This is a genomic window from Pseudovibrio exalbescens DSM 16456, from assembly GCF_000422785.1.
Taxonomy (GTDB): domain Bacteria; phylum Pseudomonadota; class Alphaproteobacteria; order Rhizobiales; family Stappiaceae; genus Pseudovibrio; species Pseudovibrio exalbescens.
The window spans coordinates 243,091-262,054 of record NZ_AUGS01000002.1; the positions used below are offsets into that span (position 1 = coordinate 243,091).

Sequence of the window (18,964 nt, forward strand, 5' to 3'; positions counted from 1 at the left end):
TGTGCGCGGCGGGATGGAAATCCGCGCTGCGCACCGGCACAGGAAGGCCACTCCAGCCCGCAAGGCACGGCGTTGCTGGGCAGGCACACAAACGGAATTGGGTAAGGCGTACGTGGCGAAGAAAAATGAACCGACCGAACGGAGCTGTGCGGTCACCCGCGAGGTGCTCCCGGTAACTGATCTTCTTCGGTTCGTACTGGCGCCCGATAATACCGTGGTTGTTGACGTTAAAGGCACACTTCCCGGAAGAGGTGTGTGGGTTACGGCGACGCGGCAGATGGTGGAAGAAGCGATCAAGAAACGCGTCTTCGCCCGTGGCTTTAAGGAGCAGGTAAAAGCCGAAGAAGGTTTGGCCGACCAAGTCGAGAAGGTACTGGAACAGAAGGCGTTGAGCGCGCTGTCGATCAGTCGTAAGGCCGGTGAGTTGATCACGGGCTTTTCAAAGACTGAAGGGGCTTTGAGAACCGGACGGGTGCTTGCTCTGCTCCATGCCACGGATGCTTCGGAGGATGGCATTAAGAAACTGGCGGCCATCGCCGCTTCGATGAATAGCAACGGCGGAACACATGCGGTGCTCCGTCTGTTTACCTCGGCGCAAATGGATTTGGCATTGGGCCGGGACAACGTGATACATGCTGCATTGCTGGCCGGTCAGGCTGGTCGGAATTGCCTAAACCAGGCGCAGAAGCTTGCGCGGTATAGAGGGCCTTCCGATCACTCCGGGTTAGCCGGTACAAAGGGTGCAGTAGCGCAGGACTGAAGGCAATATGAGCGATACCAAAAACACTGACGACAAACAGGGCACCGGCGAGCGCAAGACGCTTGGCCTCAAGCGAGGCGGCGTTGAGAAAGGCACTGTAAAGCAGAGCTTTTCACATGGCCGCTCGAAAGCCGTCGTCGTGGAAAAGAAGAAGCGCCGAGTCGTCGTGCCGGGCAGCGAAGGCTCAGCAGCATCTGGCGCCGCTTCAACCTCCGCGCCGTCTGCCCCGAAGCAGCAGGAAAGCCGGTCTCAGGACCAGCGCCGGGGTGGCGAGGGCCAGAAACGCGGCGAAGGCCGTGTCGGTAACCGAAATAATAACCAACGTGGCGGGCAACGCCGCGGCAATGGCGGTGGAGCCGCGCCAGGCGGTCAGCGCACGTTGACCAAAGGCGAAGCTGATGCACGTCTTGCCGCGCTGCGCGAAGCTCAGCAGCGTGAGGTGGAAGACAAGAAGCGCCGCGCTGAAGAAGAACGCCAGCGTGTAATCGCGGCTGAAAAGGCTCGCCAGGAAGCTGAAGAGAAGGCCAAGCGCGACGCTGAAGAAGCGGCTGCAAAGGCAAAGGCGGAAGCTGAGGCCAAGGCCGCTGCTGCCGCGCGCGGCGAAGAGGAAGCCGCTGCGCCGAAGGCGGAGGCCGCGCCGAAATCTGCCAAGGCGGAAGCTGGAACACCAGCCGCACCAAAGCCTTCACGTCCCATCAGGGATGGTAAGCCGCCGCGTCTGGACGGACCTCGGGGTGGTGCGCGCAAGAGTGATGCTTCCAAGCCAAGTGGTGACAACAAGCGCCAAGGACCGCGTCCTGCAGCAGCTGCTGTCGCGTCTCCGGCGGATCTTGAAAGCGCCAAGGAAAACACGGCTAAGAAGACACTCAAGCCGGTCAAGAGCCCGAAAAAGCCGCAGCCAGCTGCCAAGCCTAACCGTGGCGGGGATGATCGCCGGCGCTCCAAGCTGACAATTACAAGTGCGACGGGAGATGATGAGGGTCGGAGCCGTTCATTGGCCTCCATGCGTCGCCGCCGTGAAAAGGAAAAGCGTCAGGGGGCTCAGCAACAGGTTGTTCGCGAGAAGGTGAGCCGCGAGGTAATCCTGCCCGAAGCAATTACCATTCAGGAACTGGCGAACCGTATGTCGGAGCGCGCCGTTGACGTCATCAAGATGCTCATGAAGCAGGGCCAGATGATGAAGATCAACGATGTGATCGATGCAGATACGGCTGAGCTGATTGCTGAAGAACTCGGGCACACCGTAAAGCGGGTCTCTGAAGCAGACGTTGAAGAAGGCTTGTTCACCTCGGATGACAAGCCGGAAGACATGAAGCCGCGTCCACCGGTAGTGACCATCATGGGTCACGTCGATCACGGTAAGACCTCGTTGCTTGATGCGTTGCGAAAGACCAATGTGGTCTCGGGTGAAGCGGGTGGTATTACCCAGCATATCGGTGCCTATCAGGTTGAGCAAAACGGCCAGAAAGTGACGTTCATCGATACTCCGGGGCACGCCGCGTTTACGGCGATGCGTGCCCGCGGTGCAAAGTCGACCGACGTCGTTATCCTGGTCGTGGCCGCGGATGACGGTGTGATGCCTCAGACGAAGGAAGCGATCCAGCACGCGAAGGCGGCGGAAGTGCCGATTATCGTGGCGATCAACAAGATCGACAAGCCGGATGCAGATCCAAGCCGGGTACGTAACGACCTTCTGCGCGAAGACATTGTCGTCGAATCCATGGGCGGTGACGTGATCGATGTTGAAGTTTCTGCCAAGCAGGGCTTGAACCTCGAGAGACTGATCGAGATGATCCTGTTGCAGTCGGAAGTGCTTGAACTCAAGGCCAACCCGGATCGCTCTGCGGAAGGTACCGTGATTGAAGCCAAGCTCGACAAGGGGCGGGGTCCGGTTGCTACCGTACTGGTACAGAAGGGTACCCTGCGCGTTGGCGATATCCTGATTGCCGGCACCGAATGGGGCCGCGTCCGCGCAATGCTCGATGAAAACGGCAAGCAGGTCGAAATCGCAGGTCCATCCAAGCCGGTCGAGATCCTTGGCTTCCAGGCAACGCCCGCAGCTGGTGATATGGTGGCCGTGGTCGAGAACGAAGCCCGAGCTCGCGAAATCTCTGATTATCGCCAGCGTCAGAAGCGCGAAAAGCAAGCTGCACGCATTGCTGGTTCTCGCGGTTCTCTGGAAGCCATGATGAAGGGCCTTCAGGAAGACGGGAAGAAAGAATTCGCGATCGTGGTCAAGGCCGACGTTCAGGGGTCTGCGGAAGCAATCCAAGCCTCACTTGAAGAGTTGGGCAACGACGAAGTTGGCTGCCGCGTGATTGCGGCAGGTGTCGGTGGGATCACCGAGAGCGACATCACGCTGGCGATGGCTTCCAAGGCGCCTATCATGGCCTTTAACGTACGTGCCAACAAACAGGCTCAGGAAGCTGCCCGTCGTGAGGGTATCGAAATCCGCTATTACAGCGTGATTTACGACCTGATTGACGATGTGAAGGCCACCATGTCCGGCATGTTGGCGCCAGAGCGTCGGGAGACCTTCCTCGGGTATGCGGAGATCAGAGAGATCTTCAACATTACCAAGGTTGGTCGTGTTGCTGGCTGTTTGGTTACGGAAGGTGTGGTTCAGCGTGGGGCACAGGTTCGTTTGCTGCGTGACAACGTCGTGGTGCACGAAGGCGAATTGGGTACGCTGAAACGCTTCAAGGACGAAGTGAAAGAAGTGGAATCCGGCGTCGAGTGCGGCATGAACTTCACCAACTACAAGGATATGCGTGTTGGCGATGTGATCGAGTGCTTCCAGGTGGAAGAAGTCGCCCGCTCTCTGTAATCCGGAGCCTTGTCAACTGACACTATACGCCGGCGGGACGCCTGTCCCTGCCGGCGCATTACACTGAGAAGTAATAAGAATGGCAAAAGCACGCGATGAGTTTGCAGGTCAGCCTTCACAGCGCCAGCTGCGTGTCGGCGAGCTTGTTCGCAAGGAACTCAGTGACATTTTTTCCCGTGGGCAACTAAGTGATCCGGATCTTGATGGGGTCATTCTGACCGTGCCTGAAGTTCGCATGACGCCAGACCTGCGTTGGGCAACGGCACTTGTCATGCCGCTTGGCGGGGCAAATACCGACAACGTGGTCAAGGCCCTCAATCGCAGCGCGAAATATTTTCGGGGTCAGATTTCCCGTCGCTTGACGTTGAAATACATGCCGGATCTGCGTTTTGTTGCCGATACGCGGTTTGATGACGACGACCGCATCTCCCGTCTGCTACAGGATCCGCTGGTCAAGCGCGATCTGGACAACGAAGACGGCTCCGACACCGACGACTGATACAACAAACAACAGAGCACCCGAAGTATGGCGCGGCAGCAGCGACGTAAACAACGCTATCCGGTGAATGGGTGGCTTGTGCTTGATAAGCCCCTTAATCTCACGAGTAACGAAGCACTTGGAAAGCTCAAGCGCATCTTTCATCCCGAAAAAGTCGGCCATGCCGGTACGTTGGATCCTCTGGCCTCCGGCTGTTTGCCCATCGCCTTTGGTGAGGCGACCAAGACCGTTCCGTATGTCATGGAGGGACGCAAGGTTTATCGGTTCGAAGTGACCTGGGGCACCCAAACGACCACCGACGATTCGGAGGGAGAGGTTATGGCAACGTCGGATGTGCGCCCGGATCCGTCGGCTATTGGTGCCATTCTGCCTGACTTTACCGGCACAATCCAACAGGTCCCCCCCAAGTTCTCCGCGATCAAAGTGAATGGGAACCGGGCGTATGATTTGGCCCGCGATGGCGAAGAGGTGGAGCTTCAGGCTCGTCCCATCGAAGTGCATCGTCTGGATTTGATCGAGTGCAAGGACGAAAACCGGGCTGTGTTCGAAGCCGAGTGTGGCAAGGGCACATACGTGCGCGCGCTGGCACGCGACATGGGCGAGCGTCTCGGTACTTGCGGGCATGTCACTGACCTGCGTCGCCTTTTGGTTGGACCGTTCGGTGAACAGGAGATGGTGGACTTTGACGAGCTGACAGCAATTGCGGCTGATGGTACCTCGGAGAACCCTCTTGAAAACCCGGAGCTGATGGACTGCTTGTTGCCTGTCGAGGCCGGACTTTCCCAATTGACCAACGTGGTTGTGAGTTCTGACGCAGCGGCTCGTTTGAAGCGCGGTATGTCTATCATCCTGCGCGGTGCCAATGCGCCCCTTGGACCCGAAGAGATCTACGTGACCTCTGGTGGTACCCTGATCGCTTTCGGAGAAGTGGCACGAGGCGAGTTCAAGCCAAAACGGGTGTTTAATCTCTAGAGGGATCCAAAACAGAATTCGCTGGCAATTCGACGTGTTTTCCTCCATAGTCCCGCCGCTGGGTGAGGAGCACTTGCCCGGGCGATTTGTGCCAACCTGACCATGCTGGACGACATCTCGGCATGGCCAATGGCAGCACAAGGCTTCGATAGGAAGCAGGCCACTCCGGTGGCAAACAAGACCAAAGTCTGCTTGGCAGACTGATAACGAAAAAGGACAAAGCGATGTCGATTACTCCTGAACTCAAGGCTGAGTTGATCAAGGAATACGCCACTAAAGAAGGCGACACCGGTTCTCCAGAAGTACAGGTAGCGATCCTGACGCACCGCATCACGGCGCTGACCGAGCACTTCAAGGACCACAAGAAGGATAACCACTCCCGTCGTGGTCTGCTCAAGATGGTAAGCCAGCGCCGCAAGCTGCTGGACTACGTCAAGGGCAAGGACGTAGAGCGCTACCGCTCTTTGATCCAGCGTCTGGGTATCCGCCGCTAAGGTGGCAAAGGAAAGCGCGGCGGCTGCAAGCCCGCCGCGTTTTCGTTTCATGGGGTTGGTGGCACAGGGCAGGATTGCCAGTTCCTTCGCATCGTCGAAGAAACTCGTCGTCTTGCCTGAGAATGACCGCCCTCTCCCGACGAGAACGGCGTATGCGGGGTGTCATCATTGAGGAGCACACTGCGCACGTCAGGCAATAATATGACGGTTCCGCATCAAGGGCCCCGAGGGGGCTGGCCGCGCGGAACGAATGTTAGGAAATGAATATGTTTGATATACATCGCGTGGAAGTAGATTGGGGCGGACGGCCCCTCGTTCTGGAAACAGGTAAGGTTGCCCGTCAGGCCGATGGCGCTGTCATGGCCTCTTATGGTGAAACCAAGGTGCTCGCGACTGTTGTCGCCGCCAAGGAACCAAAGCCTGGTCAGGATTTCTTCCCGCTGACCGTGAATTATCAGGAAAAGGCCTATGCAGCTGGCCGCATTCCAGGTGGCTACTTCAAGCGTGAAGGCCGTCCGTCAGAGCACGAAACCCTGACGTCCCGTTTGATCGACCGCCCGATCCGTCCGCTGTTCGCCGATGGTTTCAAATGCGATACGCAGGTTATCATCACCGTTCTCAGCCACGATCTGGAAAACCAGCCGGACATTCTGGCGATGGTGGCCGCATCTGCAGCCCTCACCATTTCGGGTGTGCCGTTCATGGGCCCGATTGGCGGCGCGCGCGTTGGCTACATTGACGGTGAGTATGTCTTGAACCCAACCGTTGATCAGATGGAAGAAACGGAACTTGATCTGATCGTTGCGGGTACGGGCGATGCGGTTCTGATGGTTGAATCGGAAGCTCAGGAACTGTCTGAAGACATCATGCTTGGCGCAGTCATGTACGGCCATCGTGAGTTCCAGCCGGTAATTGATGCGGTCATCAAGCTGGCCGAGCAAGCTGCAAAAGAACCCCGTGAACTGAACCTGCCGGATCATTCCGAGCTCTTCGCAAAGATCAAGGAAATGGCAGGGGAAGAGCTGGGCGCAGCTTATTCCATTACCCAGAAGACCGAGCGCAAGAACGCCGTGGATGCCGTGAAGGCGAAGGTCGTTGAAGCTCTGGTTACCGACGAAGAAGGTGCACCGGAAGGCACCGTCGTGTCTGACCTGTTCAAGAAGCTGGAAGCGGAAATCGTCCGTGGCCGCATTCTGGATACGGGTAGCCGGATTGATGGTCGTGATCTGTCGACCGTCCGCCCGATCATGTCGGAAGTTGGTATCCTGCCACGCGCCCACGGTTCTGCCCTGTTCACCCGTGGTGAAACGCAGGGTCTGGTCGTTGCGACCTTGGGTACCGGTGAAGACGAACAGTATGTGGATCAGCTGGAAGGCACTCGGAAAGAAAACTTCCTGCTGCACTACAACTTCCCGCCCTATTCTGTCGGTGAAACAGGTCGTATCGGCTCGCCGGGTCGTCGTGAGATTGGTCACGGCAAGCTGGCATGGCGTTCGATCAACCCGATGCGTCCGGCACACCATGACTTCCCGTATACCCTGCGTGTGGTTTCCGAAATCACCGAGTCAAATGGGTCGTCCTCCATGGCAACCGTTTGCGGTACGTCGCTGGCGCTTATGGATGCAGGTGTTCCGCTCAAGGCTCCGGTGGCCGGTATCGCCATGGGTCTCATCAAGGAAGGTGACCGGTTCGCGGTTCTTTCTGACATTCTTGGTGACGAAGACCACCTTGGCGACATGGATTTCAAGGTTGCCGGTTCTGAAAATGGCGTGACCGCCCTGCAGATGGACATCAAGATCGACGGTATTACCGAAGAGATCATGAAGGTTGCTCTGGCACAGGCGAAAGAGGGTCGCGTTCACATCCTTGGCGAGATGGCAAAGGCCATTACCGAGGCGCGTGCCGAACTGGGTGAACATGCTCCGCGTATCGAAGTGATCCAGATCCCGGTTGACAAGATCCGTGAAGTGATCGGTTCCGGTGGGAAGGTCATCCGCGAAATCGTTGAAAAGACCGGTGCAAAGATCAACATCGAAGACGATGGCACCGTCAAGGTTGCATCCGCAGACGGCAAGGCAATCAAGGCTGCGCTGAACTGGATCAACTCCATTGCTGCTGAACCGGAAGTTGGCGTGATCTACGAAGGCACGGTTGTGAAATGCGTTGACTTCGGCGCATTCGTCAACTTCTTCGGCGCACGTGACGGCCTTGTTCACATTTCCCAGCTGGCACCCAAGAAGGTCGCCAAGGTCACTGACGTGGTCAAGGAAGGCGACAAGGTATGGGTCAAGCTCATGGGCTTTGATGAGCGCGGCAAGGTCCGCCTCTCCATGAAGGTCGTTGACCAGGAAACCGGTAAGGAAATCGTCAAGGAAGAAGAATAATCCTGACGTTTCTTGCTGATGCAAGTTGAAGAAAAGGCCAGTCCGGTTTCGGACTGGCCTTTTTTGTGGGACAGAAGCTGGCTGATTTGCCGTTGTTACTCGATCAGGGCTGCTTGTTTTCGTTGACGGCGCGCTGTATGGCGGCCGTGCAGCAAGATGAAGCATCCACTGGCAACGATAATGGCAGAGCCGGCCAGCATAGTGGCGTTCGGGCTTTCGTTGAAAACAAGCAAACCAAACACAAGTGCGAACAGCAACCGCGCATAGCGGAATGGCGTTACCACAGAAACCTCTCCGGTCCGCATGGCAAGGGTCAAGGAGTAGTAGGCGCCGATACCAATCAAGGTGGCCGAAGCAATGGCGAACCAACTGAAACCATCGGGCCATACAAAGCCACTTGAAAAGGCAGCATAACCGGCTCCCGTAGGCACAAGAACCGCAAATCCATAAACACCAAGCTGGGCATTGGAAAGAGCCGGGGGCGCTGCTCTGGTCGCCAGATCGCGGCCCGCGAAGCCGAGCATACCAATGAGGGCGAGCAGGGACGTGAGTTCGAAAGATGCGGGTGTGGGCTGTATAACGAGCAGTACGCCAGCGAATCCGATAAATATGGCGACCCATCGAGCAAGCCCCACCCGTTCCTTGAACAGCACGGCCGCACCAAGCGTGACCGCAAGCGGTGTGGCCTGCAAAATGGCGGAGGTGCTGGACAGGGTTGTAAAAGCAAGCGCAAGAATAAAAAACAGCCGTCCAGTGATCTCGAACAGGGCGCGTACCAATAGTGTGCGCGATATCGCTTCGGAAATCAGAACCTTTTCACCCTTGCTGGCTGCCATGAGCCAGAAACCCAGCATGCCTCCTGCTCCAAAAAGCATGAGGATTTGGCCAGGCGGAACCGCTGCTGCTGCAAGCTTTACAAACATATCCTCCACGGCAAAGCCAAGCATGGATAGCATCATCCAGAGGCTACCTTTCAGATTCTCCATTTGAGGTGTCATGTGCAATCCCGAGTGGTGCAGTGTGGCAGCAATGATGGAGCGAGGGGTGATGCGCTCCGGCGAGACTTTGAAACCTAAGGCATCCTTACGTTAATATCTACGTATAATTGAGAATACACCATGCGGCAGGTTCCTGCGTCGGGTGTGGCCGTTGTGTTTGATGTCAAACACGCAGACTGCTATATCCTTCTAGATCATTAGTAGAAACAGGCTCCTACAAACGCGGGGGATGAGTATGAGCGACATGCGATTGGTTGTAGTAGGTGCAGCGGGGCGCATGGGGCGCACGCTCATTCGTACTGTGACAGAGATGGAGGGCGCTGTGGTAACAGGTGCCCTGGAGAGGGAGGGCTCCGCTTTTCTTGGGCAGGATGCAGGTGCTCTGGCTCAATGTGGGGCATTGAATGTGCCGTTGACCAGCGATGTCGAAACCGCCTTCGCTGATGCCGACGGTATTCTGGACTTTACCGCGCCGCAGGCAACGCTCGAGTTTGCCAAGGTCGCCGCCAGAAAAGGTCTTGTTCACGTCATCGGCACTACCGGTATGACCTCTCAAGACGTGGAGGCTCTGACCAATGCGAGCGAAAGCGCACGCATCGTGAAATCCGGCAATATGAGTTTGGGCGTGAACTTGCTGGCCGGCCTTGTGAAAAAGGCCGCAGCTGCACTGGATGCAGACTTCGACATCGAAGTGCTTGAAATGCATCATCGCCACAAGGTAGATGCACCTTCCGGTACAGCCCTCCTTCTTGGTGAGGCGGCCGCACAGGGAAGAGAAATAAATCTTGAAACTCAATCAGTTCGCACTCGTGACGGAATCACGGGTGAGCGGAACCGCGGTGACATTGGTTTTGCCACGCTGCGGGGCGGCTCGGTTGTAGGTGAACATACGGTGATGTTTGCAGGTGAAGGAGAGCGTATAGAACTCTCGCACATTGCAACGGATCGGCAAATCTTTGCCCGGGGGGCAGTGAAGGCGGCGCTATGGGCTGCCAAGCGCGAACCGGGCCTCTACTCAATGGCCGATGTGCTCGGCCTGAATGACGGGTAGGGAGGCCGCATCCTCCTCCGCTGCGCGGCGAGGAGAGTGGTATGCAAGACGGGACGTGGAAGTGGGTTTCCAAGACACCCGCTTTCACACATACACAAGCTCCTTAGGAGAAAAACATGGAACGCCTTTTGGTTCTCGTCCGTCATGGACAGAGTGAGTGGAATCTGAAAAACCTGTTCACCGGCTGGAAAGACCCGGACCTGACGGAGCAGGGTGTCGCCGAAGCAACGGATGCCGGCAAGAAGCTGAAAGAGTTGAACATGGAGTTCGACCTGGCTTACACCTCCGCTCTGACACGCGCCCAGCACACGCTGAAGATCATTCTGGAGCAGCTGGGGCAGGAAGGTCTGCCAACAGAACGCGATCAGGCACTCAATGAGCGTGACTATGGCGATCTGACCGGCATGAACAAGGACGAAGCCCGCGAAAAGTTCGGCGAAGAACAGGTTCACATCTGGCGTCGTTCCTTTGATGTGCCGCCTCCAGGTGGTGAAAGCCTGAAGATGACCGCAGAACGCACGCTGCCTTACTACAAGGAGCACATTCTACCGAAGGTTATCGAAGGCAACCGCGTCATCGTCGCGGCACACGGTAACTCCCTGCGGTCCCTGATCATGGAGTTGGAAGGTCTGACGCCGGAACAAATCCTGGCTCGCGAACTGGGTACTGGCAAGCCAGTCGTCTACCGTCTGGATGAAAACGGTAAGGTCCTGTCCGTTCAGGATTTGGCTGACTAAAGCAGATGCCCTTGATGATGAAAAAAGGCGGCCCGGTTGGAGCCGCCTTTTTTGTTGTCTCGTGCTTGATAAATCAGAGCTCGAAGCCTGATTGTTCGGCCAGGGCCTTCAGGCCTTGCTCCGGGCGCGCGCCAACATGGGAGATGACCTCGCCTGCGCACAAGCATCCTAGCTCACCGCACTGAGAAAGATCGTATCCGCGCGCCAGCCCGAACAGGAAGCCAGAGGCAAACAGATCACCCGCGCCTGTAGCGTCTGCAATCCGCTCCACCGGTGTTGCCGGTACTTGGACTGTTTTTTCACGTGAGATGACCATTGCGCCTTCACTACCAAGTGTCAGGGCAGTCAGCCTGCAATCCTGACGTACGGCAGCGATGGCGGTGTCCAGATCAGCGGTCTCATAAAGGGCCTTGAGCTCATGCTCATTGGCAAACAGCAGGTCCACGACCTGTTCTTTGATCAGCGAGATGAACTCAGTGCGGAAACGATCAACGCAGAAGCTGTCGGACAAGGAAAGCGCGACATGACGATCAGCCTGGTGCGCAATTCGAGAAGCTTCCACAAACGCCTTCTTGGCGTCCTCCGGATCCCACAGATAGCCTTCCATGTAAGTGACTGCCGAGGCTTCAACCACATCCTTGTCGATGTCGGCCGGGCTCAAGGTCGTTGCTGCACCCAGATAGGTATTCATGGTGCGTTCGCCGTCCGGCGTTATCAGCACCATGCTGCGGCCCGATGCAAGATCACTCCCGGCCAGAGGCTCTGTCCCGAAATGAACACCAGAGCCGCGCATGTCGTGGCCGTAATTTTCACCGAGTTCGTCGTTTGAGACCTTGCCAATATAGGCGGGTTTTCCGCCCAATGAAGCAATGCCGGCCGCTGTGTTACCCGCACTGCCACCAGAAATCCGCACGGTCTGCCCCATCAGTTCATAGAGGCGAAGCGCTTCCTTGGTGTCAATCAGGCGCATGGCGCCCTTGTGCAGGTCTTGCTCGACGAGGAAGTTGTCCTCGACATGAGAAAACACATCGGTAATGGCATTGCCGATGCAAAGTGCATCATATTTCAGTTCAGACATACTCGATCCCTGTTGGGCGCCTCAGGCGCACGCCTTGATCGCACGCCTGAGGGGGCGTGGTCAGATGCCTGGGCTGGGCCGAAGCGCCCGGTTCTCTTCTGGTTCTTGTATCTTCTCGCGGAACGGGCTGGCGTTGTAAACACCTAGCACTTTCAGTTCGGCTGAATAAAAAGCCAGTTCTTCCATGGCCAGCGCAACAGACGCATCGTCCGGGTGACCTTCGATGTCGGCATAAAACATCGAGGCAAAGAACTGTCCCTCGAGCTGATACGACTCAAGTTTTGTCATGTTGACGCCGTTGGTAGCGAAACCACCAAGGCTTTTGTACAGGGCCGCGGAAACGTTGCGGACCCGGTAAATGAACGTCGTGATCACAGGTTGCCCGGTGTTTGCAGCTCTTTTGTCTTCCTTGGACAGGATGACGAACCGGGTCGTGTTATGCGCGGCATCTTCAACGTCTCGCGCCAGAATTTCAAGGCCGTAGACTTCTGCTGCCAACTCGGGAGCCAGTGCGCCCCAGGTTTTGTCCCCTCGTTCGGCCACCTGTCTGGCAGACCCGGCAGTGTCCGCCCCCACGACAGGCATGATATTATTGGCCCGAATGATTTTTCGGCATTGTCCCAGACCCATAACGTGACTTTGCACGTGTGTGAGGTCTTCCAGTTTGGCGCCCGCAGGGGCCATGAGCTGGAACCGGATCGGCATGAAATACTCGCCAATAATGTGCAAATCAGACCGGGGCAATAAGTGGTGGATATCTGCAACGCGCCCGGCCACTGAGTTTTCAATGGGGATCATGGCGAGTTCAGCTTCGCCGCTCTCCACCGCATGGAAGCAGTCTTCAAATGTCGGGCAGGGGATGGCTTCAAAATCGGGGTAGACCCGATTGCACGCCATGTGAGAGTTGGCACCCACTTCTCCTTGAAAAACGATTTTTCTCTGCTCAGACATTGTCAAACTCACTTGAATTTTCTTGGATAGTGTCTCTGTTTAACGGGTATCGGACTTGATGCGAAACAGTTTCTCGAAATGCACAGCTTGGTTTTTTCTCAGTTCCATCTGTTCCAAATCACCACTTACCAAGCCGAACTGGGGAAAGCTGTGTAAAAATACTGTGGCAAATCCGCGCAATTGGGTGTGGTTGGGGATGATGCTTTTTGACACCGCATCGTGCAAAACATGATGAGGAACAAGGCCTTGTGTCGTCTCCGCCAGGCAGCAGCAGGATGGTCGTAACTAATTATAATTATTATAACAAAGGCGAAGGTTCTGTCCTCTATCGATATGGGCAGCAGCGACCGGTCGAAGCGCGATGCGGCAATGCGTGTCTGCCAAAAGTGCTAGGAAAAACACTAATAACTCTATAGACAAAGCGCGGAATTTCCCTGTAATTTCCAGCCCAAATTTGTATCGCCAAAAATGCGTGACCTTCTGGGGGAGGTTCGCGCGTCGTAGCCAGGAATATCGGAGCTTATCGGGATGGATTCGTTTGAACTGAACAAGATTGCTGGGGCAATTTTGTTCGCCTTGGTCGCTGTCATGGGCTTTGGGGTAATTTCCGACATCATTTTTGCGCCACACCAGCCCGAACAACGCGGCTACGAGATCGCTGTTGCCACCACGGGTGAAGACGGAGCTGAGGCCGAAGCCGAACCGCAAGTTGAGCCCATTGAGGTGCGTTTGGCGTCCGCATCGGCAGATGATGGTGCCAAACAATTTAGAAAGTGTGCCGCATGCCACTCCGCCGAACAAGGTGGTGCCAACAAGGTCGGGCCTGCGCTGTGGGGCGTTGTCAATCGCGCGCCAGCCACGCACGAAGGCTTCTCTTATTCCAGCGCCATGCAGGAATTCGCTCAGACCCATGATGCCTGGACGTTCGAGCAACTGGATGAATTCATTGCAGCGCCGCGTGATCATGTCCCGGGCACGACGATGGGCTTTGCCGGACTGCGCAAGCCGCAGGATCGCGCTGCGCTCATTGCATATCTGAATTCATTGTCAGAAAATCCGGTGCCGGTTCAGTAATACGGCCAATAGAAATATCAGATTATTGAAGAGGCCGGTTTTGACCGGCCTTTTTTATTGGCTAGTCGTCATGAAATGGATGATTAATGCTTGGGTTGTACCCTTAAATTTCGTTCATGTGCGTGAAATGCATTGTTTCATGCAGGCGGGAACGCATACACTACGTTGATAAACATAAGCGTGGCCACAGAACCGCGTTAGAAGCAGTCTTCTGGTGGAACAAAATGGAGGGTAATCAGTGCGCAGCTTTTTTGCGAGTGTTGTTCTTTGTCTTACCTGCGCGCTCACAGCTTTACCGGCAAGTGCTGCCGAAAACGAGGAGCTACCTTGGCGTCATGGCGCTGCTCTTATCGGTGCACTTAAATACCCGGAAGGCTTTAAGCATTTCGATTACGTCAATCCAGAGGCTCCAAAGGGCGGAACGGCGCGCCTTGCTGGCACGGGAACCTTCGATACGCTGAATGTCGTCGCCCAAAAAGGCACCCTGCCTTTGGGAATTGGTTATATCTACGATCAATTGATGGCAGATTCACTGGATGAGTCCTCCGCGCAATATGGGCTGATTGCCGAAGCTCTGCAGTATCCCGATGACTATTCCTGGGTGAAGTATCGGCTCAATCCTGCAGCACGTTGGCACGACGGAACGCCGATTACCGCCGAAGACGTTGTTTGGTCCTTTGAGCAATGGACCACGCATAGCCCGCAACGCAAATACTATTATCGCAATGTCGTATCCGCAGAAGCGACTGGCGAGCGTGAGGTCAAGTTTACCTTTGATCAGTCTGGCAATCGGGAGTTGCCGAAAATCCTGGGGCAGCTTTTTGTCATGCCCAAGCACTGGTGGACGGGAACGAACGCTGACGGCAAACCGCGCGATATTTCTGCTGGTACCCTTGAGCCGCCACTGGGTTCGGGGCCCTACCGCATTGGAACAGTCGTGCCGGGGCGCTCTATCTCTTATGAACGCGTAGACGATTATTGGGCCAAAGACCTGAACGTGAACCTGGGCAAATACAATTTCGATGAAATTCGTTACGAGTTTTATCGTGACGAGACGGTTGAGGTTGAGGCGTTCAAAGCTGATCAGTTCGACTGGCGAATTGAGCCGACAGCAAAAAACTGGATGACAGCGTACGATGTGCCCCCAGTCCAGCGGGGCGACATCGTCAAGGAAGAGTTTGACCAACCTTCTCGCGGGCGCGGACTGATGCTTGGTTTCATAGCCAACACACGGCGGGATAAGTTGTCCGATCCGCGTGTACGCCGGGCTTTGAATTACGCATTTAATTTCGAAGAAACAAACCGAACCATTTTCTTTGATCTGTATGACCGAATTGACAGCTACTTCTTTGGAACCGAACTGGCGTCCTCGGGCCTGCCTGAGGGGCGGGAACTTGAGATCCTGAATGAGGTGCGTGATCAGGTCCCACCGGAGGTGTTTGCAGAACCGTTCACCAATCCGGTTGCAGAAGATCCACGGCAGGAGCGGAATAATCTGCGCAAGGCGTTGGAGCTGTTCAAACAAGCTGGGTACGTCCAAAAGGGGCGGCAGCTGGTGAACGCGGAAACGGGAGAACCGTTTACCCTCGAGTTTTTGTTGAATGGATCGCGATTTGAACGCATTGGGCTGCGCTATCAAGATACCTTGAAAAAGATAGGTATTGAGCTGACGTTGCGCCCGGTCGACTCGTCCCAATACGTCAACCGGGTGAGATCCCGAGACTTCGACCTGATTTATACTGGATGGGCTCAATCCCTCTCCCCAGGCAATGAGCAACGGACTTTCTGGGGTTCAAGCGCGGCGGATGTAGAAGCTTCGCAAAATTACGCCGGTGTGAAGGATCCTGCGATCGACCACCTGATTGATCGGATCATTCTTGCGACCGATCGTGATGAGCTGATTGCAGCAACGCGCGCGCTTGATCGCGTGCTGCTCTGGCACCATTTCGTTGTTCCGGGTTGGACATCTCTGGATACGCGCGTCGCACACTGGAACCGGTTTTCCCACCCAGAACAACTGCCGGAATACGCGATCGGATTCCCGGAGGTGTGGTGGTATGACGAAGCAAAGGCCGCCAAGGTAGGAGCGCCGAACTGATGATTGAACGCATATTGGTGGACCGACGTCAGCTTCTAAAATATGGCGGTGCCGTTCTGGCAACCGGGATGTTGCCGAAAGGCGTACTGGCCAAGCGGGGGCCGCAGACCAATCATGGCCTCTCCTATTTCGGTGAGTTGAAGTATCCAGATGGGTTTGAGGCGTTTGATTATGTCAACAAGGATGCGCCCAAGGGGGGACGCATTGTCACGACACCGTCCAGTTGGGTCTACAATCAGAATCCGCAAACCTTCAACACCTTCAATAGCTTTATTCTGAAGGGAGATGCTCCGCCGCGCATGGAGTTGTGTTTCGACAGTCTGATGACATCAGCCCTCGATGAACCTGACTCCATGTATGGCTTAGTGGCGCGGAGCGTCGATATATCGGCAGACGGCAACACCATTGTCTTCAATTTGCGGCCCGAAGCGCGTTTTCATGATGGGTCACGGCTGAAAGCAGCGGATGTTGCTTTCTCGCTCAATACGTTGAAGACGCAAGGCCATCCGCAGATGCTGCAGGTCTTGTCGGAAATGGACGAGGCCGTTGCGCTCTCGGAGGATCGAGTGGAGGTGCGCTTTTCGGGGCGTCAAAGCCGTCAGTTGCCGTTGCTCGTGGCGGGTATGCCGATTTTCTCCAAGACGTACTATACGACGTATCGGTTTGACCAAACCACACTGACGCCGCCCTTGTCATCCGGGCCATATAAGGTGGGCCGGCACGAAATCGGCCGCTTTGTCGAGTATGTAGCGGTTGAGGACTATTGGGCGAAAGACCTGCCGGTCATGCGCGGCCACAACAACTTCCATGTGGTTCGGGTGGACTTTTTCCGGGAACGCCAGGCGGCCTTCGAGGCCTTCAAGAAGGGCACTGTTACCTACCGTGAGGAATTTGTTTCTCGAACGTGGGCGACGGAGTACAACTTCCCGGCGCTGTTGGAAGGCCGAGTTTCGAAGCGTGTGTTCCCGGATGGCCGCCCCTCTGGTGCCCAAGGCTGGTTCTTCAACACGCGTAGGGAAAAGTTCAAGGATCCGCGCATTCGCGAGGCCATTGGCATGGCCTTTGATTTTGAATGGACTAACTCTGCGCTGTTTTTCGATCTCTACACTCGTACCGAATCCTTTTTTGAAAACTCCCCCATGAAGGCCGAAGGCGTGCCAACGGAGGCGGAGTTGGCGCTTTTGGAGCCCTATCGGGATCAACTCCCATCGCAAGTGTTTGGTCAAGCGGTAAAAGCGCCAGTTTCGAATGGTACCGGTCAGGATCGTGGTCTTCTGCGCCGTGCTCAGCGACTTCTGTTGTCAGCTGGCTGTGAGCAGCGGGATCAAGTCATGTATGGCCCGGATGGGAAACCGTTCACCTTTGAATTTCTCTCCAACTCACAGTCTTTCGAGCGTGTTGTTCTGCCATTTATCAAGAATCTGCGTTTGATGGGAGTTCAAGCGACATTCCGAGTTGTCGATCCCGCGCAGTATCAGTCTCGGCTGAACGACTTTGATTTTGACATCTGTGGACGGCGCTACGCCTTCGTAACACCGACGTTGGGCGACGGAATTCGACAGATCTGGGGATCAAAGGCGGCTTCAATTCCCGGCACCTATAATTTAGCCGGAATTCAAGACCCTGTTGTCGATGCGCTGATCGAGAAAATCCTTCAGGCGCAAACACGTGAGGACATGAATACCGCCGCACGGGCGCTGGATCGGGTCTTGAGGGCAGGTCACTACTGGGTGCCCCAGTGGTACAAGCCGACCCACAACGTTGCTCTTTGGGATATGTTCGGTATCCCCGAGACCAAGCCGACCTATGGCTTGCCGGTTGAGACAACCTGGTGGGTCGATCTGGAAAAGGCCGTCCGTATCGGCAAGGTGGACTAAGGAAAAGACTGGCATATGGGCGCTTACATTCTGCGTCGATTGCTTTTGATGATACCGACCCTGATCGGCATCATGGCAATCAACTTTATCATCATTCAGTTTGCGCCGGGTGGCCCGGTGGAACAGGTGATTGCCCAATTGCAGGGGAATGACGTCTCTGCTACGGCACGCATCTCCGGAGGCGGCGGAGACATGGCTGGCGCTGGCGAAGCGGTTGGCGGTGAGGGGATCAACTCAAAGTATCGCGGCGCACAAGGGCTGGATCCGGAGTTCATCAAGGAGCTGGAAGCCCAGTTCGGATTTGACAAGCCTCCCCTTCAACGCTTTGGCCTGATGCTTTGGGACTACATGCGCTTTGATTTCGGCGAGAGCTACTTTCGTGACATTGCGGTGGTTGATCTCATCGTGGAGAAACTGCCTGTCTCGATTTCACTGGGCCTTTGGATGACGCTGCTGTCCTACAGCATTTCCATTCCGCTGGGCATTCGCAAGGCAGTCAAGGATGGTAGTTCCTTCGATGTCTGGACTTCCGGTGTCATCATTGTCGGCTATGCGATCCCGGGTTTCCTGTTTGCCGTTTTGTTGATTGTGCTGTTTGCTGGTGGGTCATTTTTCGATTGGTTTCCACTACGCGGCCTCACTTCTGAAGGCTGGGCAGATATGTCGTGGCCGGAAAAGATCATCGATTACTTCTGGCATCTGATCTTGCCGCTTACTGCCATGGCTCTTTCAGCTTTTGCCACCACAACGCTTTTAACGAAAAACTCTTTCCTAGATGAGATCCGCAAACAGTACGTGCAAACAGCCCGCGCCAAGGGGCTGACAGAACGCAAGGTGCTGTATGGGCATGTGTTCCGCAACGCTATGCTCATCGTTGTTGCGGGGTTCCCTGGCGCGTTCATTTCGGCGTTTTTTGCCGGCTCGCTGTTGATCGAAACCATCTTCTCACTGGATGGGCTTGGGCTATTGGGCTTTGAATCGATCATCAACCGTGACTATGCGGTGGTCTTTGCCACACTTTATATCTTCTCGCTGCTGGGTCTGGTCGTGAACCTTATATCGGATCTGACCTACACCTGGATTGACCCGCGCATTGATTTTGAAAGCCGGGAGGTCTGACAGCGGATATGGATACAGAACTGCAGAACAGACTGGAAAAACAGG

The 18,964-nt window shown here is 55.7% G+C and carries 15 protein-coding genes; 12 read left to right on the forward strand and 3 right to left on the reverse strand.

The annotated features are described in order from the left end of the window. Nucleotides 1-112: 112 nt before the first annotated feature. From G512_RS0103620 to pnp, 6 genes are all read left to right on the forward strand, one after another. Nucleotides 113-760, forward strand: a complete 648-nt coding sequence (locus G512_RS0103620; protein WP_073833134.1) for an RNA-binding protein — start codon at nt 113-115, stop codon at nt 758-760. 7 nt (nt 761-767) lie between these two features. Then, a complete protein-coding gene (infB, locus tag G512_RS0103625) occupies nt 768-3,587 on the forward strand; it encodes a translation initiation factor IF-2 (protein ID WP_028480526.1) in 2,820 nt (939 codons plus the stop codon). A gap of 79 nt (nt 3,588-3,666) precedes the next feature. Then, complete coding sequence (gene rbfA / locus G512_RS0103630) at nt 3,667-4,086, forward strand: 30S ribosome-binding factor RbfA (RefSeq protein WP_028480527.1); 420 nt, start codon at nt 3,667-3,669, stop codon at nt 4,084-4,086. 27 nt (nt 4,087-4,113) lie between these two features. Then, a complete protein-coding gene (gene truB, locus G512_RS0103635; protein ID WP_028480528.1) occupies nt 4,114-5,058 on the forward strand; it encodes a tRNA pseudouridine(55) synthase TruB in 945 nt (314 codons plus the stop codon). Nucleotides 5,059-5,282: 224 nt separating this feature from the next. Further along, nucleotides 5,283-5,552 carry a 30S ribosomal protein S15 gene (gene rpsO, locus G512_RS0103645; protein WP_028480529.1) on the forward strand — a complete coding sequence of 90 codons (270 nt, stop codon included), beginning with the start codon at nt 5,283-5,285 and terminating at the stop codon, nt 5,550-5,552. 266 nt (nt 5,553-5,818) lie between these two features. Beyond that, on the forward strand, nt 5,819-7,936 hold the full coding sequence (pnp, locus tag G512_RS0103650; protein WP_028480530.1) for a polyribonucleotide nucleotidyltransferase: 2,118 nt from the start codon (nt 5,819-5,821) through the stop codon (nt 7,934-7,936). A 95-nt stretch (nt 7,937-8,031) separates the two neighbouring features. Here the strand turns inward: pnp and G512_RS0103655 are convergent, their stop codons facing one another. Further along, complete coding sequence (locus G512_RS0103655; protein ID WP_228130470.1) at nt 8,032-8,934, reverse strand: DMT family transporter; 903 nt, start codon at nt 8,932-8,934, stop codon at nt 8,032-8,034. Between the two features lie 235 nt (nt 8,935-9,169). Between G512_RS0103655 and dapB the strand changes: the two genes are divergently transcribed. Together dapB and G512_RS0103665 are read left to right on the forward strand one after the other, a co-directional pair. Next, entirely contained in the window at nt 9,170-9,985 is an 816-nt protein-coding gene (gene dapB, locus G512_RS0103660) for a 4-hydroxy-tetrahydrodipicolinate reductase (RefSeq protein ID WP_028480532.1), read from the forward strand. Nucleotides 9,986-10,101: 116 nt separating this feature from the next. Continuing rightward, nucleotides 10,102-10,722, forward strand: a complete 621-nt coding sequence (locus G512_RS0103665; RefSeq protein ID WP_028480533.1) for a 2,3-bisphosphoglycerate-dependent phosphoglycerate mutase — start codon at nt 10,102-10,104, stop codon at nt 10,720-10,722. Between the two features lie 73 nt (nt 10,723-10,795). Here the strand turns inward: G512_RS0103665 and G512_RS0103670 are convergent, their stop codons facing one another. Both G512_RS0103670 and G512_RS0103675 read right to left on the reverse strand, forming a co-directional pair. Then, on the reverse strand, nt 10,796-11,800 hold the full coding sequence (locus G512_RS0103670; RefSeq protein WP_028480534.1) for an adenosine kinase: 1,005 nt from the start codon (nt 11,798-11,800) through the stop codon (nt 10,796-10,798). 60 nt (nt 11,801-11,860) lie between these two features. Next, nucleotides 11,861-12,751 carry a prephenate dehydratase gene (locus G512_RS0103675; RefSeq protein WP_028480535.1) on the reverse strand — a complete coding sequence of 297 codons (891 nt, stop codon included), beginning with the start codon at nt 12,749-12,751 and terminating at the stop codon, nt 11,861-11,863. 528 nt (nt 12,752-13,279) lie between these two features. Between G512_RS0103675 and G512_RS0103685 the strand changes: the two genes are divergently transcribed. From G512_RS0103685 to G512_RS0103700, 4 genes are all read left to right on the forward strand, one after another. Then, nucleotides 13,280-13,825 (forward strand): c-type cytochrome, encoded by a 546-nt coding sequence (locus tag G512_RS0103685; RefSeq protein WP_028480536.1) that lies wholly within the window; start codon nt 13,280-13,282, stop codon nt 13,823-13,825. Between the two features lie 238 nt (nt 13,826-14,063). After that, nucleotides 14,064-15,923: an extracellular solute-binding protein gene (locus tag G512_RS0103690; RefSeq protein ID WP_028480537.1), complete on the forward strand. Its 1,860-nt coding sequence runs from the start codon at nt 14,064-14,066 to the stop codon at nt 15,921-15,923. Further along, nucleotides 15,923-17,800, forward strand: a complete 1,878-nt coding sequence (locus G512_RS0103695; protein ID WP_028480538.1) for an extracellular solute-binding protein — start codon at nt 15,923-15,925, stop codon at nt 17,798-17,800. The genes G512_RS0103690 and G512_RS0103695 overlap by 1 nt, the downstream gene beginning before the upstream one ends. 15 nt (nt 17,801-17,815) lie before the next feature. Then, a complete protein-coding gene (locus tag G512_RS0103700) occupies nt 17,816-18,919 on the forward strand; it encodes a microcin C ABC transporter permease YejB (protein WP_028480539.1) in 1,104 nt (367 codons plus the stop codon). Nucleotides 18,920-18,964: the final 45 nt, after the last annotated feature.

Excerpts from the sequence above, each read along its gene's own strand:
- G512_RS0103675 (WP_028480535.1), bottom strand. The coding sequence starts at position 12,751 with ATGTCTGAGCAGAGAAAAATCGTTTTTCAAGGAGAAGTGGGTGCCAAC.
- truB (WP_028480528.1), top strand. The coding sequence starts at position 4,114 with ATGGCGCGGCAGCAGCGACGTAAACAACGCTATCCGGTGAATGGGTGG.
- G512_RS0103700 (WP_028480539.1), top strand. The coding sequence starts at position 17,816 with ATGGGCGCTTACATTCTGCGTCGATTGCTTTTGATGATACCGACCCTG.
- G512_RS0103685 (WP_028480536.1), top strand. The coding sequence starts at position 13,280 with ATGGATTCGTTTGAACTGAACAAGATTGCTGGGGCAATTTTGTTCGCC.
- rpsO (WP_028480529.1), top strand. The coding sequence starts at position 5,283 with ATGTCGATTACTCCTGAACTCAAGGCTGAGTTGATCAAGGAATACGCC.
- G512_RS0103695 (WP_028480538.1), top strand. The coding sequence starts at position 15,923 with ATGATTGAACGCATATTGGTGGACCGACGTCAGCTTCTAAAATATGGC.
- G512_RS0103665 (WP_028480533.1), top strand. The coding sequence starts at position 10,102 with ATGGAACGCCTTTTGGTTCTCGTCCGTCATGGACAGAGTGAGTGGAAT.
- rbfA (WP_028480527.1), top strand. The coding sequence starts at position 3,667 with ATGGCAAAAGCACGCGATGAGTTTGCAGGTCAGCCTTCACAGCGCCAG.
- G512_RS0103655 (WP_228130470.1), bottom strand. The coding sequence starts at position 8,934 with ATGACACCTCAAATGGAGAATCTGAAAGGTAGCCTCTGGATGATGCTA.
- dapB (WP_028480532.1), top strand. The coding sequence starts at position 9,170 with ATGAGCGACATGCGATTGGTTGTAGTAGGTGCAGCGGGGCGCATGGGG.
- G512_RS0103670 (WP_028480534.1), bottom strand. The coding sequence starts at position 11,800 with ATGTCTGAACTGAAATATGATGCACTTTGCATCGGCAATGCCATTACC.
- infB (WP_028480526.1), top strand. The coding sequence starts at position 768 with ATGAGCGATACCAAAAACACTGACGACAAACAGGGCACCGGCGAGCGC.
- pnp (WP_028480530.1), top strand. The coding sequence starts at position 5,819 with ATGTTTGATATACATCGCGTGGAAGTAGATTGGGGCGGACGGCCCCTC.